General features: G+C 60.7%; 29 protein-coding genes. 26 read left to right on the top strand and 3 right to left on the bottom strand.

Features of this window, described 5'->3' with window-relative positions; all coding sequences use genetic code 11:
• The first annotated feature begins 13 nt into the window (after nucleotides 1–13).
• From fliF to flhB, 17 genes are all read left to right on the top strand, one after another.
• Nucleotides 14–1,789: a flagellar basal-body MS-ring/collar protein FliF gene (gene fliF / locus PSEBG33_RS08185; protein ID WP_005790081.1), complete on the top strand. Its 1,776-nt coding sequence runs from the start codon at nucleotides 14–16 to the stop codon at nucleotides 1,787–1,789.
• On the top strand, nucleotides 1,782–2,798 hold the full coding sequence (gene fliG / locus PSEBG33_RS08190; RefSeq protein WP_003192957.1) for a flagellar motor switch protein FliG: 1,017 nt from the start codon (nucleotides 1,782–1,784) through the stop codon (nucleotides 2,796–2,798). Before fliF ends, fliG begins: the two co-directional genes overlap by 8 nt.
• Nucleotides 2,799–2,808: 10 nt before the next feature.
• On the top strand, nucleotides 2,809–3,573 hold the full coding sequence (fliH, locus tag PSEBG33_RS08195) for a flagellar assembly protein FliH (RefSeq protein WP_005790080.1): 765 nt from the start codon (nucleotides 2,809–2,811) through the stop codon (nucleotides 3,571–3,573).
• Nucleotides 3,563–4,921, top strand: coding sequence for a flagellar protein export ATPase FliI (gene fliI / locus PSEBG33_RS08200; protein ID WP_005790078.1), 1,359 nt, complete (start codon nucleotides 3,563–3,565; stop codon nucleotides 4,919–4,921). The genes fliH and fliI overlap by 11 nt, the downstream gene beginning before the upstream one ends.
• 3 nt (nucleotides 4,922–4,924) lie before the next feature.
• Nucleotides 4,925–5,374, top strand: coding sequence for a flagellar export protein FliJ (fliJ, locus tag PSEBG33_RS08205; RefSeq protein ID WP_005790077.1), 450 nt, complete (start codon nucleotides 4,925–4,927; stop codon nucleotides 5,372–5,374).
• An 86-nt stretch (nucleotides 5,375–5,460) separates the two neighbouring features.
• Nucleotides 5,461–5,766 carry an STAS domain-containing protein gene (locus PSEBG33_RS08210; protein ID WP_005790075.1) on the top strand — a complete coding sequence of 102 codons (306 nt, stop codon included), beginning with the start codon at nucleotides 5,461–5,463 and terminating at the stop codon, nucleotides 5,764–5,766.
• Nucleotides 5,763–7,481 carry a fused response regulator/phosphatase gene (locus PSEBG33_RS08215; RefSeq protein ID WP_032803658.1) on the top strand — a complete coding sequence of 573 codons (1,719 nt, stop codon included), beginning with the start codon at nucleotides 5,763–5,765 and terminating at the stop codon, nucleotides 7,479–7,481. The genes PSEBG33_RS08210 and PSEBG33_RS08215 overlap by 4 nt, the downstream gene beginning before the upstream one ends.
• A 30-nt stretch (nucleotides 7,482–7,511) precedes the next feature.
• Complete coding sequence (locus PSEBG33_RS08220; RefSeq protein WP_005790072.1) at nucleotides 7,512–7,868, top strand: Hpt domain-containing protein; 357 nt, start codon at nucleotides 7,512–7,514, stop codon at nucleotides 7,866–7,868.
• Between the two features lie 69 nt (nucleotides 7,869–7,937).
• Nucleotides 7,938–9,248 (top strand): flagellar hook-length control protein FliK, encoded by a 1,311-nt coding sequence (locus tag PSEBG33_RS08225; protein ID WP_005790071.1) that lies wholly within the window; start codon nucleotides 7,938–7,940, stop codon nucleotides 9,246–9,248.
• A 210-nt stretch (nucleotides 9,249–9,458) separates the two neighbouring features.
• Nucleotides 9,459–9,962, top strand: coding sequence for a flagellar basal body-associated protein FliL (fliL, locus tag PSEBG33_RS08230; protein ID WP_005790069.1), 504 nt, complete (start codon nucleotides 9,459–9,461; stop codon nucleotides 9,960–9,962).
• Between the two features lie 9 nt (nucleotides 9,963–9,971).
• Nucleotides 9,972–10,940, top strand: coding sequence for a flagellar motor switch protein FliM (gene fliM / locus PSEBG33_RS08235; RefSeq protein WP_005790068.1), 969 nt, complete (start codon nucleotides 9,972–9,974; stop codon nucleotides 10,938–10,940).
• Nucleotides 10,941–10,983: 43 nt separating this feature from the next.
• Nucleotides 10,984–11,451 (top strand): flagellar motor switch protein FliN, encoded by a 468-nt coding sequence (gene fliN, locus PSEBG33_RS08240; RefSeq protein ID WP_005790067.1) that lies wholly within the window; start codon nucleotides 10,984–10,986, stop codon nucleotides 11,449–11,451.
• 1 nt (nucleotide 11,452) lies between these two features.
• Complete coding sequence (gene fliO, locus PSEBG33_RS08245) at nucleotides 11,453–11,887, top strand: flagellar biosynthetic protein FliO (RefSeq protein WP_005790065.1); 435 nt, start codon at nucleotides 11,453–11,455, stop codon at nucleotides 11,885–11,887.
• On the top strand, nucleotides 11,887–12,630 hold the full coding sequence (fliP, locus tag PSEBG33_RS08250; protein WP_005790064.1) for a flagellar type III secretion system pore protein FliP: 744 nt from the start codon (nucleotides 11,887–11,889) through the stop codon (nucleotides 12,628–12,630). Before fliO ends, fliP begins: the two co-directional genes overlap by 1 nt.
• 4 nt (nucleotides 12,631–12,634) lie before the next feature.
• The gene (gene fliQ / locus PSEBG33_RS08255) at nucleotides 12,635–12,904 is read left to right on the top strand and encodes a flagellar biosynthesis protein FliQ (protein WP_003192936.1); all 270 of its coding nucleotides are present in this window, start codon (nucleotides 12,635–12,637) and stop codon (nucleotides 12,902–12,904) included.
• 4 nt (nucleotides 12,905–12,908) lie between these two features.
• Nucleotides 12,909–13,694, top strand: coding sequence for a flagellar biosynthetic protein FliR (fliR, locus tag PSEBG33_RS08260; RefSeq protein WP_005790062.1), 786 nt, complete (start codon nucleotides 12,909–12,911; stop codon nucleotides 13,692–13,694).
• Between the two features lie 3 nt (nucleotides 13,695–13,697).
• A complete protein-coding gene (flhB, locus tag PSEBG33_RS08265; RefSeq protein WP_005790061.1) occupies nucleotides 13,698–14,834 on the top strand; it encodes a flagellar biosynthesis protein FlhB in 1,137 nt (378 codons plus the stop codon).
• 34 nt (nucleotides 14,835–14,868) lie between these two features.
• On the opposite strand, the gene PSEBG33_RS30000 is transcribed toward flhB, so the two are convergent.
• Complete coding sequence (locus PSEBG33_RS30000; RefSeq protein ID WP_032803657.1) at nucleotides 14,869–15,057, bottom strand: hypothetical protein; 189 nt, start codon at nucleotides 15,055–15,057, stop codon at nucleotides 14,869–14,871.
• A gap of 202 nt (nucleotides 15,058–15,259) precedes the next feature.
• Here PSEBG33_RS30000 and PSEBG33_RS08270 point away from each other — a divergent pair, with 202 nt between their 5' ends.
• Both PSEBG33_RS08270 and PSEBG33_RS08275 read left to right on the top strand, forming a co-directional pair.
• Nucleotides 15,260–15,478: a hypothetical protein gene (locus PSEBG33_RS08270; protein WP_232289436.1), complete on the top strand. Its 219-nt coding sequence runs from the start codon at nucleotides 15,260–15,262 to the stop codon at nucleotides 15,476–15,478.
• An 18-nt stretch (nucleotides 15,479–15,496) separates the two neighbouring features.
• The gene (locus PSEBG33_RS08275) at nucleotides 15,497–15,700 is read left to right on the top strand and encodes a cold-shock protein (protein ID WP_005790055.1); all 204 of its coding nucleotides are present in this window, start codon (nucleotides 15,497–15,499) and stop codon (nucleotides 15,698–15,700) included.
• A 112-nt stretch (nucleotides 15,701–15,812) separates the two neighbouring features.
• Here PSEBG33_RS08275 and PSEBG33_RS08280 read toward each other — a convergent pair whose 3' ends face one another.
• Nucleotides 15,813–16,067: a DUF6124 family protein gene (locus PSEBG33_RS08280; protein WP_005790053.1), complete on the bottom strand. Its 255-nt coding sequence runs from the start codon at nucleotides 16,065–16,067 to the stop codon at nucleotides 15,813–15,815.
• Between the two features lie 606 nt (nucleotides 16,068–16,673).
• Here PSEBG33_RS08280 and PSEBG33_RS08285 point away from each other — a divergent pair.
• Nucleotides 16,674–17,033: an FKBP-type peptidyl-prolyl cis-trans isomerase gene (locus tag PSEBG33_RS08285; protein ID WP_005790051.1), complete on the top strand. Its 360-nt coding sequence runs from the start codon at nucleotides 16,674–16,676 to the stop codon at nucleotides 17,031–17,033.
• A 322-nt stretch (nucleotides 17,034–17,355) separates the two neighbouring features.
• Here PSEBG33_RS08285 and PSEBG33_RS08290 read toward each other — a convergent pair whose 3' ends face one another.
• Nucleotides 17,356–17,610: a DUF6124 family protein gene (locus PSEBG33_RS08290; RefSeq protein ID WP_005790050.1), complete on the bottom strand. Its 255-nt coding sequence runs from the start codon at nucleotides 17,608–17,610 to the stop codon at nucleotides 17,356–17,358.
• Between the two features lie 577 nt (nucleotides 17,611–18,187).
• On the opposite strand from PSEBG33_RS08290, the gene flhA reads away from it, so the two are divergent.
• From flhA to PSEBG33_RS08320, 6 genes are all read left to right on the top strand, one after another.
• Complete coding sequence (gene flhA / locus PSEBG33_RS08295) at nucleotides 18,188–20,302, top strand: flagellar biosynthesis protein FlhA (RefSeq protein ID WP_032803656.1); 2,115 nt, start codon at nucleotides 18,188–18,190, stop codon at nucleotides 20,300–20,302.
• 11 nt (nucleotides 20,303–20,313) lie between these two features.
• Nucleotides 20,314–21,630, top strand: a complete 1,317-nt coding sequence (flhF, locus tag PSEBG33_RS08300) for a flagellar biosynthesis protein FlhF (protein ID WP_005790047.1) — start codon at nucleotides 20,314–20,316, stop codon at nucleotides 21,628–21,630.
• A 105-nt stretch (nucleotides 21,631–21,735) separates the two neighbouring features.
• The gene (gene fleN, locus PSEBG33_RS08305; RefSeq protein WP_003192912.1) at nucleotides 21,736–22,569 is read left to right on the top strand and encodes a flagellar synthesis regulator FleN; all 834 of its coding nucleotides are present in this window, start codon (nucleotides 21,736–21,738) and stop codon (nucleotides 22,567–22,569) included.
• A complete protein-coding gene (gene fliA, locus PSEBG33_RS08310) occupies nucleotides 22,566–23,306 on the top strand; it encodes an RNA polymerase sigma factor FliA (protein WP_005790042.1) in 741 nt (246 codons plus the stop codon). The genes fleN and fliA overlap by 4 nt, the downstream gene beginning before the upstream one ends.
• A 167-nt stretch (nucleotides 23,307–23,473) precedes the next feature.
• Nucleotides 23,474–23,848, top strand: coding sequence for a chemotaxis response regulator CheY (locus tag PSEBG33_RS08315; protein WP_005790040.1), 375 nt, complete (start codon nucleotides 23,474–23,476; stop codon nucleotides 23,846–23,848).
• Nucleotides 23,849–23,866: 18 nt separating this feature from the next.
• Nucleotides 23,867–24,655, top strand: coding sequence for a protein phosphatase CheZ (locus tag PSEBG33_RS08320; RefSeq protein WP_005790038.1), 789 nt, complete (start codon nucleotides 23,867–23,869; stop codon nucleotides 24,653–24,655).
• Nucleotides 24,656–24,665 lie beyond the last annotated feature (10 nt).

Genomic DNA, 24,665 nt, shown 5'->3' with positions numbered 1-24,665 from the left:
CGAGATTTAAGTCATGGCAGAAGCACTCTCCGACAACCTCCCCGCCAAGGCAGACGGCAAGCCGCCGTTGTTTGGCCTGTCGTTCCTGGAAAACCTCTCGCAAATGACCATGCTGCGTCAGGTAGGCCTGATGGTTGGCCTGGCGGCCAGCGTGGCGATTGGTTTTGCCGTGGTGTTGTGGTCGCAACAACCCGATTACCGCCCACTGTACGGCAGCCTGTCGGGCATGGATTCCAAGCAGATCATGGAAACCCTCGCCGCTGCCGACATCGCTTACACCGTGGAGCCCAACTCCGGCGCCTTGCTGGTCAAGTCTGATGACGTGGCCCGCGCACGGATGAAACTGGCCGCCGCTGGCGTTGCGCCGTCCGACAGCAATATCGGTTTCGAGATTCTCGACAAGGACCAGGGCCTGGGCACCAGCCAGTTCATGGAAGCCACCCGTTATCGCCGTGGCCTGGAAGGCGAACTGGCGCGCACCATCTCCAGCCTGAATAACGTCAAGGCTGCCCGTGTGCACCTGGCGATTCCGAAAAGCTCGGTGTTCGTGCGTGACGAACGCAAGCCCAGCGCTTCGGTACTGGTCGAACTGTTTGCCGGCCGCTCCCTGGAGCCTGGCCAGGTGCTGGCGATCGTCAACCTGGTGGCCACCAGCGTTCCCGAATTGAGCAAGTCGCAAATCACGGTGGTTGACCAGAAGGGCAACCTGCTCTCCGACATGGCCGAAAACTCCGCGCTGACCCAGGCCGGCAAGCAATTTGACTACAGCCGCCGCATGGAAAGCATGCTCACCCAGCGCGTGCACAACATTCTGCAACCGGTGCTGGGTAACGACCGCTACAAGGCTGAAGTGTCCGCCGACGTGGACTTCAGCGCTGTCGAATCGACCTCGGAGCAGTTCAACCCCGACCAGCCGGCGCTGCGCAGCGAGCAGTCCACCAGCGAGCAGCGCACCGCCGCCAATGGCCCGCAAGGTGTGCCGGGGGCCTTGAGCAACCAACCACCGTCGGCCGCCTCGGCACCGCAGACCACCGGTGGCGCCGCCGCCACCGCTGGCGCGATCCAGCCTGGCCAGCCGCTGCTGGATGCCAACGGCCAGCAGATCATGGACCCGGCCACCGGCCAGCCGATGCTTGCGCCGTATCCTGCGGACAAGCGTAACCAGTCCACCAAGAACTTCGAACTCGATCGCTCTATCAGCCACACCAAGCAGCAACAGGGCAAGATCAATCGCCTGTCGGTGTCGGTGGTGGTCGATGACCAGGTCAAGGTCAACCCAGCCGATGGCGCCGTGACCCGCGCGCCCTGGACCGCCGACGAATTGGCGCGCTTCACCCGCCTGGTACAGGACGCTGTCGGCTTCGATGCCAGCCGTGGCGACAGCGTCAGTGTGATCAACATGCCGTTCTCCGCCGAGCGCGCTGAAGTGATCAGCGACCCTGCGTTCTACACCCAGCCGTGGTTCTGGGACATCGTCAAGCAAGTGCTGGGGGTGTTGTTCATCCTGGTGCTGGTGTTTGGTGTACTGCGCCCGGTGCTCAACAACATTACCGGTGGCGGCAAGAAGCAACTGGCGCTGGCCGGTGGCGACGTCGAGTTGGGTGGCATGGGCGGCCTGGATGGCGAACTGGCCAACGACCGCGTCAGCCTTGGCGGCCCGCAAAGCATCCTGTTGCCAAGCCCGAGCGAAGGCTATGACGCTCAGTTGAACGCAATCAAGAGTCTGGTGGCAGAAGACCCGGGCCGTGTGGCCCAGGTCGTGAAAGAGTGGATTAACGCTGATGAATGATCGAGCCGCTGTGGCCAAGCTCTCCCGGGTCGACAAAGCCGCCGTGTTGCTGCTGTCCCTGGGTGAAACCGACGCTGCCCAAGTGCTGCGCCACATGGGGCCCAAAGAGGTCCAGCGTGTCGGCGTGGCGATGGCGCAGATGCGCAATGTGCACCGCGAGCAAGTCGAGCAGGTGATGAGCGAGTTCGTCGAGATCGTCGGCGACCAGACCAGCCTGGGCGTCGGTTCCGACAGCTACATTCGCAAGATGCTCACCTCGGCGCTGGGCGAAGACAAGGCCAATGGCCTGATCGACCGCATCCTGCTGGGCGGCAACACCAGTGGCCTGGACAGCCTCAAGTGGATGGAACCCCGTGCGGTCGCCGACGTGATCCGCTACGAGCACCCGCAGATCCAGGCGATCGTTGTGGCTTACCTGGACCCGGACCAGGCCGGTGAAGTGCTTGGCCACTTCGACCACAAAGTGCGCCTGGACATCATCCTGCGCGTGTCATCGCTCAACACCGTACAACCGGCGGCCCTCAAGGAACTCAACACGATTCTGGAGAAGCAGTTCTCCGGCAACTCGAATGCCTCGCGCACCACCCTGGGTGGCATCAAGCGTGCGGCCGACATCATGAACTTCCTCGACAGCTCGGTCGAAGGCCAACTGATGGACTCGATCCGCGAGATCGACGACACCCTGTCCGGCCAGATCGAAGACCTGATGTTCGTCTTCAACAACCTTGCCGATGTCGACGACCGTGGCATCCAGGCGCTGTTGCGCGAAGTCTCCTCCGACGTGTTGGTGCTGGCCCTCAAGGGCTCGGACGAAAACGTCAAAGAGAAAATCTTCAAGAACATGTCCAAGCGTGCGTCCGAACTGTTGCGCGACGACCTGGAAGCCAAGGGCCCGGTGCGCGTCAGCGATGTAGAAACCGCGCAGAAGGAAATCCTCACCATTGCCCGCCGTATGGCCGAAGCCGGAGAAATCGTTCTCGGCGGGAAGGGCGGCGAAGAAATGATCTAAGGCGCCTTGCATGTCGAACAAAGATGAGACGCCCAGCGATCTGATTCGCGCGCGGGATGTCGGCGGGTTCGATATCTGGTCGTTGCCCAGCTTCGACCCCCATGTGCCGGAGCCCGAGCCTGAGCCGGTCGAAGAGCTTCCGGTGGAAATGGAAGAAGTGCCGCTGGATGAAGTCCAGCCACTGACCCTCGAAGAACTTGAAGCCATCCGCCAGGAAGCCTACAACGAAGGCTTTGCGGCGGGCGAGAAAGACGGTTTTCGCAGCACCACCCTCAAGGTCCGCCAGGAAGCCGAGGCAGCGCTGGGCACCCAGCTGGCCAGCCTGGAACGCCTGATGGGCAACCTGTTCGACCCGATTGCCGAGCAGGACACCCAACTGGAAAAATCCATGGTCGGCCTGGTGCAGCACATTGCCCGCCAGGTGATCCAGCGCGAGTTGGTGCTGGACTCCAGCCAGATCGAAAGCGTGATGCGTGAAGCCCTCAAGTTGCTGCCCCTGGGCGTCGGCAATGTGCGGCTGTACATCAACCCGCAGGATTTCGAGCAGGTCAAAGCCCTGCGCGAGCGCCATGAAGAAACCTGGCGCATCGTCGAGGACGCTTCGTTGCAACCCGGTGGGTGTCGTGTCGAAACCGAGCACAGCCGCATCGATGCCACGGTGGAAACCCGCATCAGCCAGATCATGGCCAAATTGTTGGATCAACTGCATGAGCAAGCCCTGCATCCGGCAGCGCCTGACGTGAGCGTTGACCTGGACGCTCCCGATGCGCCTTGATCGCACCAGCTTTGCCAAGCGCCTGAGCAGCTACGCCGAGGCAACCGAATTGCCCGGCCAGCCGATCCTTGAAGGGCGCTTGTTGCGCATGGTCGGCCTGACCCTTGAAGCCGAGGGCTTGCGCGCTGCCATGGGCAGCCGTTGCCTGGTGATCAATGACGACAGCTACCACCCGGTGCAGGTCGAAGCGGAAGTGATGGGCTTTTCCGGCAACAAGATTTTCCTGATGCCGGTGGGCAGCCTGGCCGGTATCGCCCCGGGTGCTCGCGTGGTACCGCTGGCCGACACTGGCCGCCTGCCCATGGGCATGAGTATGCTCGGCCGCGTACTCGACGGCGCCGGGCGTGCGCTGGATGGCAAGGGTGGCATGAAGGCCGAAGACTGGGTGCCGATGGACGGCCCCACCATCAATCCGCTCAACCGCAACCCCATCAGCGTGCCGCTGGACGTGGGCATTCGCAGCATCAACGGTTTATTGACGGTCGGCCGCGGCCAGCGCCTGGGCCTGTTCGCCGGTACCGGCGTGGGTAAGTCGGTGTTGCTGGGCATGATGACGCGCTTTACCGAGGCCGACATCATCGTGGTCGGGCTGATCGGTGAGCGGGGCCGTGAGGTCAAGGAGTTCATCGAGCACAGTCTCGGTGAAGAAGGGCTCAAGCGCTCGGTGGTGGTGGCGTCGCCTGCGGACGATGCGCCACTGATGCGCCTGCGCGCAGCCATGTACTGCACACGCATCGCCGAGTATTTCCGTGACAAGGGCAAGAATGTGCTGCTGCTGATGGATTCGCTCACGCGTTTCGCCCAGGCCCAGCGGGAAATCGCCTTGGCCATTGGTGAGCCACCGGCCACCAAAGGCTATCCGCCGTCGGTCTTCGCCAAACTGCCCAAGCTGGTGGAGCGCGCCGGTAATGCCGAGGCCGGCGGTGGCTCGATCACTGCGTTTTATACCGTGTTGTCCGAAGGCGACGACCAGCAAGATCCGATTGCCGACTCGGCGCGGGGCGTGCTCGACGGCCACATTGTGCTGTCGCGACGCCTGGCAGAAGAAGGGCACTACCCGGCCATCGACATCGAAGCGTCCATCAGCCGGGTGATGCCGGCGGTGGTCACCCCTGAGCATATGGCCCGTGCGCAGCAGTTCAAGCAACTGTGGTCGCGTTACCAGCAGAGCCGCGACCTGATCAGCGTCGGCGCCTATGTGGCCGGCGGCGATCGCGACACCGACCTGGCCATTGCCTTGCAACCACAGCTGGTGAACTACCTGCGCCAGGGCCTCAACGACAAGATCAGCATGGGCGAAAGCGAAGCGCATCTGCAGTCCATCTTCGCCCCCGCGCCAGGCGGTTAAGCCATGGCCAACAGCCGCGCCGCGCGCCTGGCCCCGGTGGTGGAAATGGCCGAAAAGGCCGAGAAAACCGCCGTGCAACGCCTGGGTTACTTTCAAGGCCAGGTGCGCCTGGCAGAGAGCAAGCTGGGCGACCTGGAGCGCTTTCGCCTGGAGTACCAACAACAGTGGATCGAGCGCGGCAGCAAGGGCGTGTCGGGCCAGTGGTTGATGGGGTATCAGGGCTTTCTCAATCAGCTTGAAACAGCCGTCGGCCAACAGCGCCAGAGCCTGGCCTGGCACCAGAACAACCTCGATAAAGCCCGGGAAAGCTGGCAGCAGGCGTTTGCCCGCGTGGAAGGTTTGCGCAAGCTGGTGCAGCGCTATATCGACGAAGCGCGGGCGATTGAAGATAAGCGCGAGCAAAAGCTGCTTGATGAATTGTCCCAACGCCTGCCCCGCCAGGAACAATTCTAACTAACGACGCAGGATAGATGTGTTGCTCAGATCCGGTTCGCCTGCTAAACCTTGTTGCACAGTGCCAATGACAAGGAAGCAGTCACATGTCAATCGAGTCCGATGTATCCCTGGATGGGAAGAAGTTGACGATCGCAATCAAGGGCCGGTTCGATTTCGGCAGCCACCAGGCGTTTCGGGACGCCTATGAGCGTTTCTACAAGGTGCCCGAGACCTATATTGTCGATCTCAAGGAGGCCACCTACATGGACAGTTCAGCCCTGGGTATGCTCCTGTTGCTACGTGATCATGCTGGCGGTGATGACGCCGAGGTCCGTGTGACGAACAGCAACCCCGACGTGCGCAAGATCCTCGCCATTTCCAACTTCGACAAACTGTTCGATATCAGTTGAGCGCCTTGGCCCCGGTCCTTGAGGCGCTGACTATCCTGATCGCCGAAGACAGCGCCGCCGATCGGCTGTTGCTGTCGACCATCATCCGTCGCCAGGGCCATCAGGTGCTGACTGCCAGCAACGGTGCCGAGGCGGTGGAGATCTTCCGTCATGAGCGCCCGCAACTGGTGCTGATGGATGCGCTGATGCCGGTGATGGACGGCTTTGAAGCCGCCCGGCAGATCAAGCAGTTGGCGGGGGAGGCGCTGGTGCCGATCATCTTCCTCACCTCCCTGCGCGAAAGCGAAGCGCTGGCCCAATGCCTGGACGCCGGCGGCGACGACTTCTTGCCCAAACCTTACAACCCCCTGATATTGGCAGCGAAGATCAACGCCATGGATCGCCTGCGCCGCCTGCAGGCCACGGTCTTGCAACAACGCGACCTGATCGCCAGGCACCACGAGCACCTGATGCATGAGCAGCGGGCAGCCAAGGCGGTGTTCGACAAGGTTGCCCACTCCGGCTGTATCAATGCCGCACCCAATATCCGCTACCTGCAATCGCCCTATGCCTTGTTCAACGGTGATTTGCTGCTGGCGGCCTACACGCCGTCCGGTGACATGCACGTGCTGCTCGGCGATTTCACCGGCCATGGCTTGCCGGCCGCCATTGGCGCCATGCCGTTGGCCGAAGTGTTCTACGGCATGACCGCCAAGGGCTACGGCCTTACGCAGACCTTGCGGGAGATGAACGCCAAGCTCAAGCGCATCCTGCCGGTGGACATGTTCTGTTGCGCCACCTTGTTGTGCCTGAGCGCCCAGCGGCGTGCGGTTGAGGTGTGGAACGGCGGTATGCCCGAAGGCTATGTGCATGAAGTCGCCACTGGCAAGCGCACGCCGCTGATGTCGCGGCATCTGCCCCTGGGCGTGCTATCGGCGGAAAGCTTCGATGACAGCACCGAGGTCTGGCCCATGGCCTTGGGCGATCGGGTGTTCCTGCTCTCCGATGGCGTGCTGGATACGGCTGACGCCAATGATCAACTGTTCGGCGCCGAGCGGTTGCAACAGGTGTTCGCTGCCAACCGCGAGCCTGACCGCCTGTTTGAGGATATCGAGCACGCCCTGGCTGCATTTCGGGGGCTGGCGCGCGATGACGTCAGCATGGTCGAGATCACCCTGCTGTCCGGCCAGGCGCTGCGAGTGGCCGAGCCGATGTATGCCGACAGCGGCCAGTCGTGCCCGCTGGATTGGTCGGTGGGTTTCGAGTTTCGCGCCCAGACGCTGCAGCGCTACAACCCGCTGCCGTACCTGCTGCAACTGCTGCTGGAGATCCATGGGTTGCGCGAGCAGAGCGGCGCGCTCTACAGCGTGATGGCGGAGTTGTATTCCAATGCCCTGGAACATGGTGTGCTGGGCCTGGACTCACGGCTCAAGCGCGATGCGCAAGGGTTTGCGCAGTATTATCATCAGCGCAATGAGCGTCTGGCGCAGCTGAGCAGTGGCTACGTGCGCGTGCATGTGCAGGTGGTACCGACCGACAAGGGCGGCAAGATGACCCTGTGCATTGAAGACAGCGGGCCGGGTTTTGATGTCGAACAGGAGCTGGCGCGGCCCCTGGAAGTTGACCGTCTGTCTGGCCGAGGGCTGAACCTGGTGCGTCAACTGAGCAGCGCTGTACGCTGGTCCGAGGGCGGGCGCCGTGTCTGCGTGGAGTTTTGCTGGGAAGCTCTGGCATAATCCGCTGATTCTTGATCAAGGAGCGAGCAAGTGGCTGAGATTCATCTGGACCCCGACGTGTTGTCGGGTTTGCAGGACGTCATGGAGGGTGAGTATCCCAAACTGCTCGACACCTTCCTCGATGACTCGCAAAAGCGCATCAAAGCGCTGCGCGACGCGCGCGACGATGCCAAGGCATTGGGACAGATTGCGCACAGTTTCAAAGGCAGCAGTGGCAACCTTGGGGCGGTGCGGCTGGCGCAGCTGTGTCAGCGCCTGGAGGCTGAGTCCGTCAAGCCATCATCGGATCTGGGCGAATTGGTTGACCAGATCGATCATGAGTTCGCGTTGGTCCGGCCGCTGTATGAGTCGGAGCGCCAACGTTCAGTTTCTGAATCATCGCGCTAAACCTGGCCCGACTCTTGCTCTATCTCCACAGACTGCATCCCCGACCCCATGCAGTGGAGAACCTTACCCATGCCAGTCGCCCCCAATTCGCTCCTTCAGGCTGCCCCTGCGGCCAAGCCGTCAGCGCCTGCCGCTAACCCGCCGGTAGTGGTTGCGGCCCCGCGAGACAAGGGCGCAGGCTTTGCTCAAGTGTTTGCCAAGCAGGGCTCCAAGCCGACGCTGAAGGGCGACGACACCGCCAGTAAAGTCACGCGTGACAAGCCTTCCGATACCGGCGCCAAACCGGCTGCCGGCAGCGACAAGCCTGCCGCCAGCAAGCCGGCGGTTGCCGATAGCGGCAATCCCTTGCCTGCCAAGCCGTCGGCCAAGGCCGATGACAGCACTGGCGCCGAGGGCGATAAACCCAGCGATTCAGCCCTGGCGCAACCACCTGCGGTAGACCCTGTTGTCGACCCCGCGGTAATCGCCGCCGCGATGCCGGTGGCGGTGCCCGTACAAGTGTCGGCGGTTGACGAGGACGCCAAGGCCCAACCGGTGGTCGCCGTGGTCGATGAGGCCCAGCAGCCGGCTTTCGACCCGCAGGCTGATCCCCTGGATGCGATGCCGGCTGTACGCCTGGCGATGGAGCAGGGTGGGCACGTGTCGGCCAGCAGCCAGACGCCGCAGAAAAGCGCAGCCGCCCCTACGGATCAACCGACCGCTGCGCAAAGCTTTGCCGCTGGCCTGGCCACGATGGTCGACCAGCAAACCACCAAGGACAGCACCGATCAGGGTGGCGACAAGGCGTTTGGCGCGTTGATCGATGACGGCCTCAAGGACCTCAAGAACGCCAGCAGCGACACCCGCGTGGACGATTTCGCCAACCGCCTCGCCGCGCTGACCCAGGCCGCCACGCCCAAAACCGCCAACGCCTTGCCGCCGGTTGCCAATGCACCGCTGGCCATGCACCAGAGCGGCTGGACCGAAGAGGTCGTCAACCGCGTGATGTACCTCTCCAGCGCCAACCTCAAGTCGGCCGAGATCCAGTTGCAGCCGGCCGAGCTTGGGCGTCTGGATATCAAGGTCAACATGACGGCGGACCAGCAGGCCCAGGTCAATTTCATGAGCGGCCATGCCGTGGTGCGTGAAGCGCTGGAAAGCCAGTCTGGCCGCTTGCGTGAGATGTTTGCCCAGCAGGGGATGGGGCAGGTGGATGTGAATGTGTCCGACCAGTCCCGTGGCCAGGAGCAGCAGCAACAGCAGGGCCAGGCGCGGGGCGTCAGCGGCAGCGGCAGGCGTGCTGACAGCGGCGACGCTGGTGGCCCTGTGGACGTGGCCGAAGTGGCGGGGCGCGTGAGCCAGAGCGTGATCGGCTCCAGCGCGGTCGACTACTACGCCTGACTTCCTGTCCAAACCCGGTCAGTGTGGGAGCTGGCTTGCCTGCGATGGCGGTGTATCAGTGACATATATGTGAACTGACCCACCGCCATCGCAGGCAAGCCAGCTCCCACATTTGATTTGGGTTGCCTTCGCGCCAGACAACTCTGGCATAACACTTGCTCTTGCCTTCCCGTAGATCTATGAATCCCCGAATAGTGACGGATTATTGGCATGGCGAAGAGCGACGACGCAGCAACTCCCCCCGCAGCAGGCAAAGGCAAGCTCAAGCTGATCCTGTTGATTGTGCTGGGCCTGCTTTTGGCTATCGGTGCCTCGATTGGCGGCACCTGGTACATCATGCACAGCAGTGCAAGCAAGCCGGCACCCGCCGCCGACGCCGCCACCAACGTCAAGCAACCGGCAATCTTCGAACAGATGCTTCCGGCGTTTGTTGCCAATTACAACGTCAACGGTCGTCAGCGCTACCTGCAAGTGAGCATTACCCTGCTGGCGCGCAACCAGGCGGATCTGGATGCCCTCAAGGTGCATATGCCGGTGATCCGCAACAACCTGGTGATGCTGTTTTCCGGGCAGGCCTTCGACAGCCTGGCCACCCCGGTCGGCCAGGAAATGCTACGCCAGAAGGTCACTGCCAGCGTGCAGGAAGTGGCCCAGAAAGAACTCGGCAAAGTCGTGGTCGAGCAGGCGCTCTTCACTAACTTCGTATTGCAGTAGGATCACGACATGGCCGTGCAAGACCTGCTGTCCCAGGATGAAATCGACGCGCTGTTGCACGGCGTGGACGATGGTCTGGTACAGACCGAAATGGCTGCCGAACCCGGCAGCGTCAAAAGTTATGACCTGACCAGCCAGGATCGCATCGTCCGTGGACGCATGCCGACCCTGGAAATGATCAACGAACGTTTCGCCCGCTACACCCGTATCAGCATGTTCAACATGCTGCGCCGCTCGGCGGACGTGGCGGTGGGCGGCGTGCAGGTGATGAAGTTCGGTGAATACGTGCACTCGCTGTACGTGCCCACCAGCCTCAACCTGGTCAAGATCAAGCCGCTGCGCGGCACTGCGCTGTTCATCCTCGACGCCAAACTGGTGTTCAAGCTAGTGGACAACTTCTTCGGTGGCGACGGCCGTCACGCCAAGATCGAAGGGCGTGAATTCACCCCCACCGAACTGCGTGTCGTGCGCATGGTGCTGGAGCAAGCCTTCATCGACTTGAAGGAAGCCTGGCAGGCGATCATGGAAGTCAATTTCGAGTACATCAATTCGGAAGTGAACCCGGCCATGGCCAACATCGTCGGCCCCAGCGAGGCGATTGTGGTGTCGACTTTCCACATCGAGCTCGATGGCGGTGGCGGTGACCTGCACGTGACTATGCCGTACTCGATGATCGAGCCGGTGCGCGAAATGCTCGACGCCGGTTTCCAGTCCGACCTCGACGATCAGGACGAGCGCTGGGTCAAGGCCCTGCGTGAAGACCTGCTGGACGTCGACGTGCCGCTGAGCGCCACCGTCGCCCGTCGGCAGTTGCGCCTGCGCGACATTTTGCACATGCAGCCCGGGGATGTGATCCCTGTCGACCTGCCGGAAGAACTGATCATGCGCGCCAATGGCGTGCCGTCGTTCAAGGTCAAGCTCGGTTCCCACAAAGGCAACCTGGCGTTGCAAGTGGTTGAGCCAATCAACCGACGCTGATTCAACCCTAATTCATGATTGTTTGCTGCGCCGAGGACATGTAATGGCTACCGAACACGAAAACACTTCCGCCGAAGACCAGGCCCTGGCTGACGAGTGGGCCGCGGCCCTGGAAGAAACCGGCGATGTCGGCCAGGACGACATCGACGCACTGCTGGCCGCCGACGCCGCCACTGCGCCTGCCGGCAAGCGCCTGCCGATGGAAGAATTTGGCAGCGTGCCGAAGAACAACGAGCCGGTGACCCTCGACGGTCCGAACCTGGATGTGATTCTTGACATCCCCGTGTCGATTTCCATGGAAGTGGGCAGCACCGAAATCAATATTCGCAACTTGCTGCAACTCAACCAGGGCTCGGTGATCGAGTTGGACCGCCTGGCCGGTGAGCCACTGGACGTGCTGGTCAACGGCACGCTGATCGCCCACGGCGAAGTGGTGGTGGTCAATGAGAAGTTCGGCATCCGCCTGACGGACGTGATCAGCCCGAGCGAACGCATCAAGAAGTTGCGCTGAGATGAAGTACTCGATGGCGGGACTGTTGCTGGCGCTGCCATTGAGCGCCTGGGCGGTGGAACCGGTCGCGCAAGCGGCTGCGGCACCGGTGGTCGGCAGCGTCGGCGGGCAATTGACGCAGCTGGTGCTGGGCCTGTTGCTGGTGATCGGCTTGATCTTTGTGCTGGCCTGGCTGATGCGCCGCGTACAGCGCATCGGCCCGGGCAATGGCCAGGTGATCGAACTGGTCGGTTCGCGCGCCCTCGGCCCGCGTGATCGGCTGGTGCTGGTGCAAGTCGGCGAGGAGCAGATCCTGCTTGGCATCACGCCCGGGCGCATCACCCCGCTGCATGTACTCAAGACCCCGGTGGACGCGGCCAAGACCGAGACCGCCACGCCAGAATTCGCCCAGCGCCTGATGGAGTTGCTGGGCAAGGATCAGAAGGATAAGAAGTAATGCGCGTTTTGCTGACGCTCATGCTGTTGCTGGCCGCGCCGCTGGCCCTGGGCGCCGACCCGTTGTCGATCCCGGCGATCACCCTGGGCACCAACGCGGCCGGCGCGCAGGAATATTCGGTCAGTTTGCAGATCCTGCTGATCATGACCGCGCTGAGTTTTATCCCGGCGTTCGTGATGTTGATGACCAGCTTTACGCGGATCATCATCGTGTTCTCGATCCTGCGCCAGGCCCTGGGCCTGCAACAGACGCCGTCGAACCAGATCCTCACCGGCATGGCCTTGTTCCTGACGCTGTTCATCATGGCGCCGGTGTTCGACAAGGTGAACCAGCAAGCCCTGCAACCCTACCTCGCGGAAAAACTCAACGCCCAGGACGCCATCGACAAAGCCCAGGGCCCGATCAAGGACTTCATGTTGTCGCAAACCCGCTCCAGCGACCTTGAGCTGTTCATGCGCCTGTCCAAGCGTACCGACATCGCCACCCCGGACCAGGCACCCTTGACCATTCTGGTGCCGGCGTTCGTCACCTCCGAATTGAAGACCGCGTTCCAGATCGGCTTCATGATCTTTATCCCGTTTTTGATCATCGACCTGGTGGTGGCGAGCGTGCTGATGGCCATGGGTATGATGATGCTGTCGCCGTTGATCATCTCGTTGCCGTTCAAGATCATGCTGTTTGTGCTGGTGGACGGCTGGGCGCTGATTATTGGCACCCTGGCCGGCAGTTTCGGAGGGGTATAGGGCCATGACCCCAGAAGTCGCCGTCGACCTGTTCCGCGAAGCACTGTGGCTGACCACCCTGATGGTCGCCGTGCTGGTGGTACCGAGCCTGTTGGTCGGCCTGCTGGTGGCGATGTTCCAGGCGGCCACCCAGATCAACGAACAAACCCTGAGCTTCCTGCCGCGCCTGCTGGTGATGCTGGTGACCCTGATCGTCGCCGGCCCTTGGCTGGTGCAAACCTTCATGGAATACATCCTGCAGTTGTACGGCAGTATTCCGCAGTTGATCGGCTGAGCCGATGCAGTCCTTGCTGGCGTTGACCGACACTCAGATCAGCACCTGGGTGGCCTCGTTCATCCTGCCGTTGTTTCGCGTCACGGCGATGTTGATGGCTATGCCGGTGTTCGGCACCACCCTGGTTCCGCGTCGCGTGCGTTTGTACTTTGCCGTGGCGATCACCGTGGTGATCGTGCCGGGCCTGCCACCGATGCCGCCGGTCAACGCGCTGGACCTCAGCGCCTTGCTACTGATCGCCGAACAGATCCTGATCGGCGCCATGTTGGGGTTTTCCCTGACCTTGTTCTTCCAAGCCTTCGTGGTGGCCGGGCAAATCATCTCGATCCAGATGGGCATGGGCTTCGCCTCCATGGTCGACCCCACCAACGGCGTGTCGGCGGCAGTGATCGGGCAGTTTTTGACCATGTTGGTAACCTTGCTGTTCCTGGCCATGAACGGTCACCTGGTGGCGTTCGAGGTGCTGACCGAGAGCTTCACCACCTTGCCGGTGGGCGCAGGCTTGGTGGTCAACCACTTCTGGGAACTGGTGGGGCGCCTCGGTTGGGTACTCGGCGCGGCGCTGTTGCTGGTGTTGCCGGCGATCACGGCGCTGCTGGTGGTCAATATCGCGTTTGGTGTGATGACCCGTGCGGCGCCGCAACTGAACATCTTCTCGATTGGTTTCCCGCTGACCCTGGTGTTGGGCATGGGGATTTTCTGGGTCGGCCTGGCCGACATTCTCAATCAGTATCAACCGCTGGCCACCGATGCCCTGCAGTTCTTACGTGATCTGGCACGGGCGCGCTGAGCCATGGCCGAAAGCGAGAGTGGTCAGGACAAAACAGAAGACCCCACGGAGAAACGTAAAAAGGACTCCAGGGAAAAGGGCGAGATTGCACGCTCCAAAGAGCTCAACACCTTTGCCACCATGATCGCCGGTGCCGGTGCCTTGCTGATCTACGGCGGGGGCCTGGCGCTGGACTTGCTGGAGATGATGAAACACAACTTCAGCTTGCCCCGCGAAGTGCTGCTCAACCCCGACGCCATGGGCCAGTACCTGCTGCACTCAGGCAAAATCGCCCTATTGGCGGTGCAACCGATCTTGATCACCTTGCTGCTCGCCGCGCTGATCGGCCCCGTTGCCCTCGGCGGCTGGTTGTTTGCCGCGGGCAGCATGGCGCCCAAGTTCAGCCGCATGAACCCGGGCGCGGGGCTCAAGCGCATGTTCTCCGCCAAGGCCCTGATTGAATTGCTCAAGGCCCTGGCCAAGTTTTTCCTGATTCTGTTCGTGGCGCTGGCGGTGTTGTCGTCCGACATCGACGACTTGCTGCGCATCGCCCATGAGCCGCTGGAGTCGGCGATCATCCACAGCGTGCAGGTGGTGGGCTGGAGCGCGCTGTGGATGGCCCTCGGGCTGATCCTGATCGCTGCTGTGGATGCGCCGATCCAGCTGTGGGAAAGCCACAAGAAACTGCTGATGACCAAGCAGGAAGTGCGTGACGAACACAAGGATCAGGAAGGCCGGCCCGAGGTCAAGCAACGCATTCGTCAACTGCAGCGCGAAATGTCCCAGCGCAAGATGATGGCTTCGGTACCCGACGCCGACGTGATCATCACCAACCCGACGCACTACGCCGTGGCCCTCAAGTACGACCCCGAGAAGGGTGGTGCGCCGATGTTGCTGGCCAAGGGCAGCGACTTCACCGCCCTGAAAATCCGCGAAATCGCCGTGGCCAACGACATTCTGCTGCTGGAATCGCCGGCGCTGGCGCGCTCGATTTTCTATTCCACCGACCTCGATCAGGAAATCCCCGCCGGGTTGTACCTGGCCGTGGCACAGGTACTGGCCTACGTTTACCAAATCCGCCAATACCGCGCCGGCAAGGGCAAGCGGCCTGATCCGCTCAAGGATTTGCCGATACCGCCGGATTTGCGCCGCGACACCTGATTCTTCTTTGACCTGTCAACTTTGACAGTAGCCGTTACGCCGCCTTCACTGTTTGATACAGCGATGAGCCGCGCAGCCATGCGCGGCTCGGGAGGCGGTGATGGATAGGGGCACGGTCAGGTGGTTCGATGCGGTCAAGGGCATTGGTTTTATTGCTCGGGATCGGGATGGCAATGCGGTTGCCGTCCAATCGACGAATGTCGAATGCGCTGAAGTCCAGCAAGCGCCTGCCAAGCAGCGCAAACCGCGCAAACGCAAAAGATCAACGGATGCATGATCTGCAACGTTGCCATGCCTATCACCCATTGAAAGCCTGCGTCTACCTGTCAACTCTGACAGTAGCCAAAGGGCGCTGCCCGCTGTTTTATTACCCACCATGCACTGCGCGTATGTAGTAACGAGATGCAGGGAGAGCGGTTGTGAAGATGGCTACGGGTACGGTCAGGTACTACGTCTGGCTCAGGGGCGATTGGGTGATCAAGCCCGATGGCGGGGGAGAGGATGTGTTTATCAATGGCAGAGACTGGCGTTGCACTGCGCTGTGGTTTGGCAAGCGCATGGAGTTCCAAATGGTCCATCGACCCGAGGGTATTTATGCCTTGCCCGTCAAACTGTGCAACCCAGGTGAACCGGGTCTCAAGTGAAGTGTAGGGAGAATGGCAATGACAACTGGCACGGTGAAGTGGTTTAACGCGGAGAAGGGGTTTGGTTTTATTACTCCGGATGATGGGACTCCCGATGTGTTTGCCCATTACTCGGCAATTGCGACGCAGGGGTACAAATCTTTGGATGAAAACCAAAAAGTAGAGTTTGACGTCACACAAGGTCCAAAAGGCCCACAGGCTGAGAATATACGGCCAGTTTAGAAACTGAATCACAGGTGGGAGCTGGCTTGCCTGCGATGGCTGACTCACAGCCAATATCCCAGTGGCTGACACACCGCAATCGCAGGCAAGCCAGCTCCCACCCTTGTCCGTATTATCCGCTGCTTGCTTTGCCCGCCATTGCGGCGCCAAGGTGCACACGATCAGCCAGTAACTGCGCCAGTTCGATCAACTGCGCAACACCGAGCAATTCCTCTCGTTTCGAACCTTCCAGGTCAAAGGCCAGGTCGCAGCTCAAGGCATTGGCCGAGGCGAGGGTTTCGCTGAGGTTGACCAGCTGGCCTTCGGTGCTGATGCCGTCGGCTACGGTAAACAGCCGGACGGGGGGATTTGGGGTGGGTTTGATCATTGTAAAGCTCCTTACGAAAGTGGAGCCGCCACTGATCGCCGCGACGCGATGGAGGGTGGCAGCTGTACGCAGGTTCGCGGACCGGTGAAGGAGCAACCCGGCATACCCGAAGGTATCCCGCGCACAGCCGCCATAGCGCCGCACAGTAGACGATAAAAAACCGCTTACTGAAAGGGAGATGGTGCTTTTGCTCCGTTGTGAACCGGGCCGCGACGCCCGTCCGCTGTGTTTGCAGCGGTGTACGGAGACTAGAGATCACATTTCCTAGGGGCAACCCCAAATCCTTGTCGGAAATTTCCCTGGCAGTACTGACGGCACACAGCCGCACAGATCCAAATGTGGGAGCTGGCTTGCCTGCGATAGCTGACTCACAGCCAATACCTCAGAGACTGACACACCGCCATCGCAGGCAAGCCAGCTCCCACACCTGGCCTGTTTTTTACTTCGACAAGCTCGGTCGGTTGTCTAGCCGTCACGGCTGTGCAAACCTCGGAATTCATTAATGACCTGTCAACTTTGACAGTAGGCACCGCCACGAAATCGCGATTTGATAGGGCTTAGAGGGTGACCTCGCGATCAATATTGTTGAGAGTGAAGGAGTTTCTAATGAGCATGACAACTTATTACGGCGATCTAGGGTGTGAGGATATAACGGTAGGTGATGGTCCCGAAGGAAAAGCGGGCCAAACGGTCGAGGTTCATTACACGGGTTGGCTTTGGGAAGATGGAAATAAGGGCGCTAAGTTTGACTCAAGCCGTGATAGGGGCGATCCATTCAGATTTGAAGTCGGTATGGGTCAGGTTATCAAGGGGTTGGATGAGGGAATTCAAGGAATGAGGGTCGGCGGGCAACGAACCTTGACCATCCCACCTGATCTTGCTTACGGGGTACGTGGCGGCGGAGGAGTAATTCCGCCAAATGCAACACTTATCTTTGATGTGGAACTGCTTGGCATTAATAACTAGTGCTCCGTCATCTTGGATCGTTCCCGCACCGCGGTCCGGGAACGATCTATTAGCTGACTTTTGATCGTTCCCACGTTCCCGCGTGAATTGCCGCCATTGATCGCCGCGACGCCCGACCGCTGCGTTTGCAGCGATATACGGTAACTTGAGATCACATTCCTAGGGGCTTGCCCAATGCAAGTCAGTTAAGGCTTTTTGTAGGAGCGAGCTTGCTCGCGAACAACTTGCAGGCGCCGCGTTTATTCAAGAAGCCCGCGTTATCGTCGACGTTTTTCGCGAGCAAGCTCGCTCCTACAGAGGGCAATGCCACATTTGAACCGTGTTATCCGCTGCTTGCGGCGCTCGTTATTCCGGCGCCAAGGTGCAGGCGATCAGCCAGTAATTGCGCCAGTTCGATCAACTGCGCAACGCCGAGCAATTCTTCTCGTTTCGAACCTTCCAGGTCAAAGGCCAGGTCGCAGCTCAGGGCATTGGCCGAGGCGAGGGTTTCGCTAAGGTTGACCAGCAGGTCTTCGGTGCTGATGCCGTCGGCTACGGTAAACAGCCGGATGGGGGGATTTGGGGTGGGTTTGATCATTGTGACGTTCCTAGAAAAGTGGAGCCGCCACTGATCGCCGCGACGCGATGGAGGGTGGCAGCTGTACGCAGGTTCGCGGACCGGTCTAGGAACAACCCGGCATACCCGAAGGTATCCCGCGCACAGCCGCCATAGCGCCGCACAGTAGACGATAAAAAACCGCTTACTGAAAGGGAGATGGTGCTTTTGTTCCGTAGTAAACCGGGCCGCGACGCCCGACCGCTGCGTTTACAGCGGTGTACGGAGACTAGAGATCACATTTCCTAGGGGCAACCCCAAATCCTTGTCGGAAATTTCCTCAGCAGTACCGGTTATACACAAATCCAACTGTGGGAGCGGGCTTGCTCGCGAATGCGCAGTGTCAGCGACACATAAGCTGACTGACCCACCGCTTTCGCGAGCAAGCCCGCTCCCACAGTTGAAGTGATTTACACCCTGTGGCATGAGTCGCTTGTGAGGTTCTCCGGGCACGAAACCAAAGTTGGAAGGCTTCTTGCAACCCCGCCTCCAAGTCGCCCTCCAGCGTCAAAACTTTGCTTCAAGGACCCGAGGAATACCGGTGGTAGATCGCTCTCAAATGCTCAACACGGCCCGTGGCACCCTGACTGACCTGTCGCGGGGCAATCTGGGTGTGCCGTTGTTGTTGCTGGTGATGCTGGCAATGATGATGTTGCCGATGCCGCCGTTCCTGCTCGATGTGTTCTTTACCTTCAACATTGCCCTGTCCGTCGTCGTGTTGCTGGTGTGCGTGTACGCCCTGCGGCCGCTGGATTTCGCGGTATTCCCGACGATTCTGCTGGTGGCGACCCTGCTGCGCCTGGCGCTGAACGTGGCGTCCACGCGGGTGGTGATGCTTCACGGCCAGGACGGCCACGCCGCTGCCGGTAAGGTGATCCAGGCCTTCGGTGAGGTGGTGATCGGCGGTAACTACGTGGTCGGTATCGTGGTGTTCGCGATCCTGATGATCATCAACTTCGTGGTGGTGACCAAGGGCGCCGGGCGGATTTCCGAGGTGAGTGCGCGGTTTACTCTCGACGCCATGCCCGGCAAGCAGATGGCCATCGACGCCGACCTCAATGCTGGCCTGATTGACCAGAACCAGGCCAAGTCGCGCCGTGCGGAAGTCGCCCAGGAAGCCGAGTTCTACGGCTCCATGGACGGCGCCAGTAAATTTGTGCGCGGCGACGCCATCGCCGGCCTGTTGATTCTGTTTATCAACCTGATTGGCGGCATGGCGGTCGGTATCTTCCAGCACGGCATGACCTTCGGCGATGCCGGCAAGGTGTACGCCTTGCTGACCATCGGTGACGGTTTAGTGGCGCAATTGCCATCACTGTTGTTATCCACAGCGGCGGCCATCATGGTCACCCGTGCTTCGGGCTCCGAAGACATGGGCAAGCAGATCAGCCGCCAGATGTTCGCCTCGCCCAAGGCCCTGGCCGTGGCGGCGGGCATCATGGCGATCATGGGTATCGTGCCGGGCATGCCGCACTTCTCGTTCCTGAGCATGGCGGCCCTGGCAGGTGGCGCGGCCTACCTGTTCTGGAAAAAGCAGAACGCGGTCAAGGTCCAGGCCGAGCAAGAGATTGCCCGCCAGCAGGATCTGCTGCCATCCCCGGCCCGCGCCCAAGAAACCAAGGAGCTGGGCTGGGACGATGTGACCCCGATCGACATGATCGGCCTGGAAGTCGGCTACCGCCTGATCCCGCTGGTGGACCGCAACCAGGGTGGGCAATTGCTGGCGCGGATCAAGGGCGTGCGCAAGAAGCTGTCCCAGGACCTGGGCTTTTTGATGCCCACCGTGCATATCCGCGACAACCTCGACCTGGCCCCCAGTGCCTACCGCCTGACCCTGATGGGCGTGATCCTGGCCGAAGCCGAGATCTACCCGGATCGCGAACTGGCGATCAACCCCGGGCAGGTGTTCGGCACGCTCAACGGCATTACCGCCAAAGATCCGGCTTTTGGCCTGGAAGCGGTGTGGATCGAAGTCAGCCAGCGCAGCCAGGCGCAATCGCTGGGTTACACCGTGGTGGATGCCAGCACTGTGGTTGCCACGCACCTCAACCAGATTCTCTACAAGCACTCCCACGAGCTGATCGGTCACGAGGAAGTCCAGCAATTGATGGGCTTGCTGGCCAAATCCTCACCGAAACTGGCCGAAGAGCTGGTGCCGGGTGTCCTGACACTGTCGCAGTTGCTCAAGGTGCTGCAAGCGCTGTTGGCCGAGCAGGTGCCGGTGCGTGACATTCGCAGCATTGCCGAAGCCATCGCCAACAATGCCGCCAAGAGTCAAGATACTGCCGCTCTGGTGGCGGCGGTGCGCGTCGGATTGTCCCGTGCAATCGTGCAAAGCATTGTAGGCATTGAGTCCGAGCTGCCTGTGATCACCCTGGAACCCAGGTTGGAACAAATATTGCTCAATAGTATTCAGAAGGCGGGGCAAGGCCAGGAAGAGGGCGTTTTGCTGGAGCCGAGCATGGCTGAAAAGCTGCAGCGTTCGTTGATCGACGCCGCACAGCGCCAGGAAATGCAAGGCAACCCGGTGATCCTGCTGGTGGCCGGCCCGGTTCGGGCGATGTTGTCGCGGTTTGGACGCCTGGCTGTACCGAATTTGCACGTGTTGGCTTACCAGGAAATTCCTGACAATAAGCAAGTGACTATCGTCGCGACAGTTGGGCCCAATGGCTGAGGTAGTGGGTTATGCAAGTTAAGCGTTTTTTCGCCGCCGATATGCGTCAGGCCATGAAACTGGTCCGTGATGAGCTGGGCGCCGATGCCGCGATTATCGGTAACCGTCGGATTGCCGGCGGTGTCGAGCTGACGGCTGCCCTGGATTACACCCCCCAGGCGCTGGCCCCGCGCGTGCCGAACATGGAACTCGAAGACGAGCTGCGCAAGACCGCCTCGCGCATTGTGTCGGCCCAGGCTGAACTGAGTATGCGTGGCGACAGCGATGCCAGCACCAATCGCCAATTGTTCGCCGGCCTGCCGTTGACCGCCGCCGAGCCGCTGGTAGAGCCGACATTTGTCGAACCGCCGCGTCCAGCCGCGCCCGCCCCGGCTGCTGCTGTCGACCAGCGTGTGTTCGATTCGATGCGCTTTGAACTCAATGGCCTGCGTGAACTGCTGGAAGTGCAGCTGGGCTCGTTGGCCTGGACGCAACTGCAAGGCAGCAAGCCCCAGCAAGCCAACCTGTGGCGCCGCCTGCAACGCATCGGCTTGTCCGGCCCTTTGTCCCGCGACCTGCTGGCCTTGACCGCCGAAGTCGAAGAGCCGCGTCAGGCCTGGCGCATGTTGCTGGCGCACTTGGCGCGCATGATCGCCACCCCGGAAATCGAACCCCTGGAAGAGGGCGGTGTGATTGCCATGGTCGGCCCCGCCGGCATGGGCAAGACCACCACCCTGGCGAAGCTGGCCGCGCGTTATGTACTTAAATACGGCGCACAGAATATCGCCCTGGTGAGCATGGACAGCTACCGCATCGGCGCCCAGGAGCAGCTCAAGACCCTGGGCCGCATCCTCAATGTGCCGGTGACGCACGTCGACCCGGGCCAGTCCCTGGCCAATGCCCTCGACCCGCTGCTGCGCAAGCGCGTGGTGCTGATCGATACCGCCGGCCTGCAAGCCAGCGACCCGGCCCTGCGTATGCAGCTCGAAAGCCTGGCCGGGCGTGGCATCAAGTCGAAAAATTACCTGGTGCTTGCAACCACCAGCCAGAAACAGGTTCTTACCGCCGCGTACCATAGTTACAAACGCTGCGGTCTGGCCGGCTGCATCCTCACCAAGCTCGACGAAACCGCGAGCCTGGGCGAAGTGTTGAGCCTGGCCATCAGTCATGAATTACCGGTCGCCTACCTGACCGACGGGCCGCGGATCCCGGATGATCTGCATCTGCCGCGCCGTCATCAGTTGGTCAGCCGTGCCGTCAGTGTGCAAATGCAAGAAGAGCCTAGCGAGGAAGCGATGGCCGATATGTTCGCCGACCTTTACCACCACCCGGCAAAACGGGTCGGTTGAGGCAGGATGAACACCGTGAAATGTACCTACATCGATGGTCTGCAAGCGTTTCAAGCGGCCAAGCCATGTAGCCTGCGTCTAAGCAAGACAAGGTAAAGAAATAAAATGGGCAGCATGCATCCCGTACAGGTGATCGCGGTGACCGGCGGCAAAGGTGGCGTCGGCAAAACTAACGTGTCAGTGAATTTGTCCCTGGCCCTGGCAGAGCTTGGCCGTCGCGTCATGCTGCTGGATGCTGATTTGGGCTTGGCGAACGTGGACGTTCTGCTGGGGCTGACACCCAAACATACCCTTGCCGATGTGATCGAGGGCCGCTGTGAGCTGCGCGATGTGCTGCTCCAGGGGCCCGGTGGCATTCGTATCGTGCCGGCTGCCTCGGGCACCCAGAGCATGGTGCACCTGAGCCCCGCGCAACATGCCGGGCTGATCCAGGCCTTCAGTGATATCGGCGACAACCTCGACGTGCTGGTGATCGACACCGCCGCCGGGATCGGCGAATCGGTGGTCAGCTTTGTGCGCGCCGCGCAGGAGGTGCTGCTGGTGGTGTGCGACGAACCTACTTCCATCACCGACGCCTACGCGCTGATCAAACTGCTTAACCGTGACTACGGCATGAACCGCTTTCGCGTGCTGGCCAACATGGCCCAGAGCCCGCAGGAAGGGCGCAACCTGTTCGCCAAGTTGACCAAGGTCACGGATCGCTTCCTCGATGTGGCTTTACAATACGTCGGCGCAGTTCCCTATGACGAGTGTGTGCGCAAGGCCGTGCAAAAGCAGCGTGCGGTCTACGAAGCGTTCCCTCGTTCGAAGTGCGCACTGGCGTTCAAGGCCATTGCCCAGAAGGTCGATACCTGGCCGTTGCCCGCCAATCCGCGGGGGCATCTGGAGTTTTTCGTCGAGCGTTTGGTGCATCAGACGAGTGCGGGACCGGTGCTATGACATCCAGCGGCTACAACCTTTACAAAAAGTCGGCACGTGACAGCCAGGGCGAATTGATCGAGCGCTATGCGCCTCTGGTCAAGCGCATTGCCTATCACCTGTTGGCGCGCCTGCCGGCGAGCGTGCAGGTCGAAGACTTGATCCAGGCCGGTATGATCGGCCTGCTTGAAGTGTCGACCAAATACGACGCGAGCAAGGGTGCCAGTTTCGAGACGTATGCGGGTATCCGTATCCGTGGCGCAATGCTCGACGAGGTGCGTAAAGGCGATTGGGCGCCGCGTTCGGTACACCGCAATACCCGCATGGTCAGTGATGCAATTCGTGCAATTGAAGCAAAAACCGGTCGTGACGCTAAAGATCATGAAGTTGCGGCCGAACTCCAATTGAGTCTCGACGATTACTACGGGATTTTGAACGATACCTTGGGCAGCCGCCTGTTCAGTTTCGACGACCTTTTACAGGACGGCGAACACGAAGGGCTGCACGAGGACGGCGCGAGTGCACATCTTGAACCGTCGCGCGATCTGGAGGACGAACGTTTCCAGAAAGCGTTGGCGGACGCGATTGCCAACTTGCCCGAGCGTGAGCGCCTGGTGCTGGCGCTGTACTACGACGAAGAGCTGAACCTCAAGGAAATCGGTGAGGTCCTGGGGGTCAGCGAGTCGCGTGTCAGCCAGTTGCATAGCCAGTGCGCCGCCCGCTTGCGGGGGCGATTGGGAGAGTGGCGCGCGCGCTGACAGGCAGTGTGGGGACACTGCAGACGCTACCGCGAAACCGCAGGGTTTTGCGGGTGAGTACCGTGGTGCCCTGGGCAGTCCTTTTTGTGTAACGCCTGTTGATTGAAATGGCGCGTCCAGGTGCTGGGCGCGTTTAAGACTGCTTGGAGGTCGAATTGGACAAGAACATGAAAATCCTCATCGTTGATGACTTCTCAACGATGCGGCGGATCATTAAAAACCTGTTGCGTGACCTTGGGTTCACCAACACGGTCGAGGCGGATGACGGCATTACGGCGATTCCGATCCTCAACAGCGGCAGCATCGACTTTCTGGTAACTGACTGGAACATGCCGGGCATGACCGGTATCGACCTGCTGCGCCACGTGCGCGCCGATGAAAAGCTGCGCAGCCTGCCTGTGCTGATGGTGACCGCCGAAGCCAAGCGTGAACAGATCATCGAAGCCGCCCAAGCCGGGGTCAACGGTTACGTGGTCAAGCCATTCACGGCGCTGGCCTTGAAAGAGAAGATTGAAAAAATCTTCGAACGCATCGGTCATTGATGTCGCCACGGGGGAGCTATGGAGCATAACGAAACGTCACAGGGCGACTTTGAGTCGACCCTGAAAAAACATGCTCACCAGTTGGTCGACAGCCTGGAAAAAGGCCAGTTCGCCGATGCGGTGCAGTTGATCCATGAGCTTAACCAGACCCGTGACCGCGGCCTGTACCAGGAAGTGGGCAAGCTCACACGCGAGCTGCACAGTGCGATCGTCAATTTCCAGATTGACCCGCGCATGCCCCAGGCCGAAGAAATTTCACAGATCACCGACGCCACTGAGCGCCTGTCGTATGTGGTCAGGCTGACCGAGGCCGCTGCCAACCGCACCATGGACCTGGTGGAAAACGCCACGCCTCTGGTCAACGGCATGGCCAGCGAAGCCCAGGCCCTGAGCGTTGACTGGGGCCGCTTCATGCGCCGTGAAGTGGGCGCTGAGGAATTTCGTGAGTTGGCGCGTCGGGTCGACGGTTTCCTGTCGCGCAGCGAGCAAGAGAACCGCACGGTGGCCAGCAATCTCAACGACATCCTGCTGGCCCAGGATTATCAGGACCTCACCGGCCAGGTGATCAAGCGCGTGACCCAATTGGTCACCGAAGTGGAAAGCAACTTGCTCAAATTGGTGCTGATGGCCGGCCAGGTCGACCGTTTTGCCGGCATCGAACACGACCGCGAAGCGATCCTCTCGGAAAAAGATCCACAAAAACATCTCGCCAAGGGTGAAGGTCCGCAGATTCATGCCGATAAACGTGAAGACGTTGTGTCAGGTCAGGATGACGTAGATGACCTGTTATCCAGTTTAGGCTTCTAAGGAGCACCCA

The organism is Pseudomonas synxantha BG33R (genome assembly GCF_000263715.2).
GTDB lineage: Bacteria > Pseudomonadota > Gammaproteobacteria > Pseudomonadales > Pseudomonadaceae > Aquipseudomonas > Aquipseudomonas synxantha_A.
The sequence above is the reverse complement of the archived record's forward strand: the minus strand, read 5'-3'. Positions and strand labels throughout refer to the sequence as shown.

Bases quoted from the DNA above. Each gene is read 5' to 3' on its own strand.
- fliJ (WP_005790077.1), top strand. From the start codon at position 4,925: ATGGCCAACAGCCGCGCCGCGCGCCTGGCCCCGGTGGTGGAAATGGCC.
- fliF (WP_005790081.1), top strand. From the start codon at position 14: ATGGCAGAAGCACTCTCCGACAACCTCCCCGCCAAGGCAGACGGCAAG.
- flhA (WP_032803656.1), top strand. From the start codon at position 18,188: ATGCTCAACACGGCCCGTGGCACCCTGACTGACCTGTCGCGGGGCAAT.
- PSEBG33_RS08210 (WP_005790075.1), top strand. From the start codon at position 5,461: ATGTCAATCGAGTCCGATGTATCCCTGGATGGGAAGAAGTTGACGATC.
- PSEBG33_RS08280 (WP_005790053.1), bottom strand. From the start codon at position 16,067: ATGATCAAACCCACCCCAAATCCCCCCGTCCGGCTGTTTACCGTAGCC.
- fliO (WP_005790065.1), top strand. From the start codon at position 11,453: ATGAAGTACTCGATGGCGGGACTGTTGCTGGCGCTGCCATTGAGCGCC.
- fliL (WP_005790069.1), top strand. From the start codon at position 9,459: ATGGCGAAGAGCGACGACGCAGCAACTCCCCCCGCAGCAGGCAAAGGC.
- PSEBG33_RS08320 (WP_005790038.1), top strand. From the start codon at position 23,867: ATGGAGCATAACGAAACGTCACAGGGCGACTTTGAGTCGACCCTGAAA.
- fliP (WP_005790064.1), top strand. From the start codon at position 11,887: ATGCGCGTTTTGCTGACGCTCATGCTGTTGCTGGCCGCGCCGCTGGCC.
- fliR (WP_005790062.1), top strand. From the start codon at position 12,909: ATGCAGTCCTTGCTGGCGTTGACCGACACTCAGATCAGCACCTGGGTG.
- fliN (WP_005790067.1), top strand. From the start codon at position 10,984: ATGGCTACCGAACACGAAAACACTTCCGCCGAAGACCAGGCCCTGGCT.
- PSEBG33_RS08275 (WP_005790055.1), top strand. From the start codon at position 15,497: ATGACAACTGGCACGGTGAAGTGGTTTAACGCGGAGAAGGGGTTTGGT.
- PSEBG33_RS08270 (WP_232289436.1), top strand. From the start codon at position 15,260: ATGGCTACGGGTACGGTCAGGTACTACGTCTGGCTCAGGGGCGATTGG.
- fliA (WP_005790042.1), top strand. From the start codon at position 22,566: ATGACATCCAGCGGCTACAACCTTTACAAAAAGTCGGCACGTGACAGC.
- PSEBG33_RS08315 (WP_005790040.1), top strand. From the start codon at position 23,474: ATGAAAATCCTCATCGTTGATGACTTCTCAACGATGCGGCGGATCATT.
- flhF (WP_005790047.1), top strand. From the start codon at position 20,314: ATGCAAGTTAAGCGTTTTTTCGCCGCCGATATGCGTCAGGCCATGAAA.
- PSEBG33_RS08285 (WP_005790051.1), top strand. From the start codon at position 16,674: ATGAGCATGACAACTTATTACGGCGATCTAGGGTGTGAGGATATAACG.
- fleN (WP_003192912.1), top strand. From the start codon at position 21,736: ATGGGCAGCATGCATCCCGTACAGGTGATCGCGGTGACCGGCGGCAAA.
- PSEBG33_RS08290 (WP_005790050.1), bottom strand. From the start codon at position 17,610: ATGATCAAACCCACCCCAAATCCCCCCATCCGGCTGTTTACCGTAGCC.
- fliH (WP_005790080.1), top strand. From the start codon at position 2,809: ATGTCGAACAAAGATGAGACGCCCAGCGATCTGATTCGCGCGCGGGAT.
- fliQ (WP_003192936.1), top strand. From the start codon at position 12,635: ATGACCCCAGAAGTCGCCGTCGACCTGTTCCGCGAAGCACTGTGGCTG.
- fliG (WP_003192957.1), top strand. From the start codon at position 1,782: ATGAATGATCGAGCCGCTGTGGCCAAGCTCTCCCGGGTCGACAAAGCC.
- fliM (WP_005790068.1), top strand. From the start codon at position 9,972: ATGGCCGTGCAAGACCTGCTGTCCCAGGATGAAATCGACGCGCTGTTG.
- PSEBG33_RS08225 (WP_005790071.1), top strand. From the start codon at position 7,938: ATGCCAGTCGCCCCCAATTCGCTCCTTCAGGCTGCCCCTGCGGCCAAG.
- fliI (WP_005790078.1), top strand. From the start codon at position 3,563: ATGCGCCTTGATCGCACCAGCTTTGCCAAGCGCCTGAGCAGCTACGCC.
- flhB (WP_005790061.1), top strand. From the start codon at position 13,698: ATGGCCGAAAGCGAGAGTGGTCAGGACAAAACAGAAGACCCCACGGAG.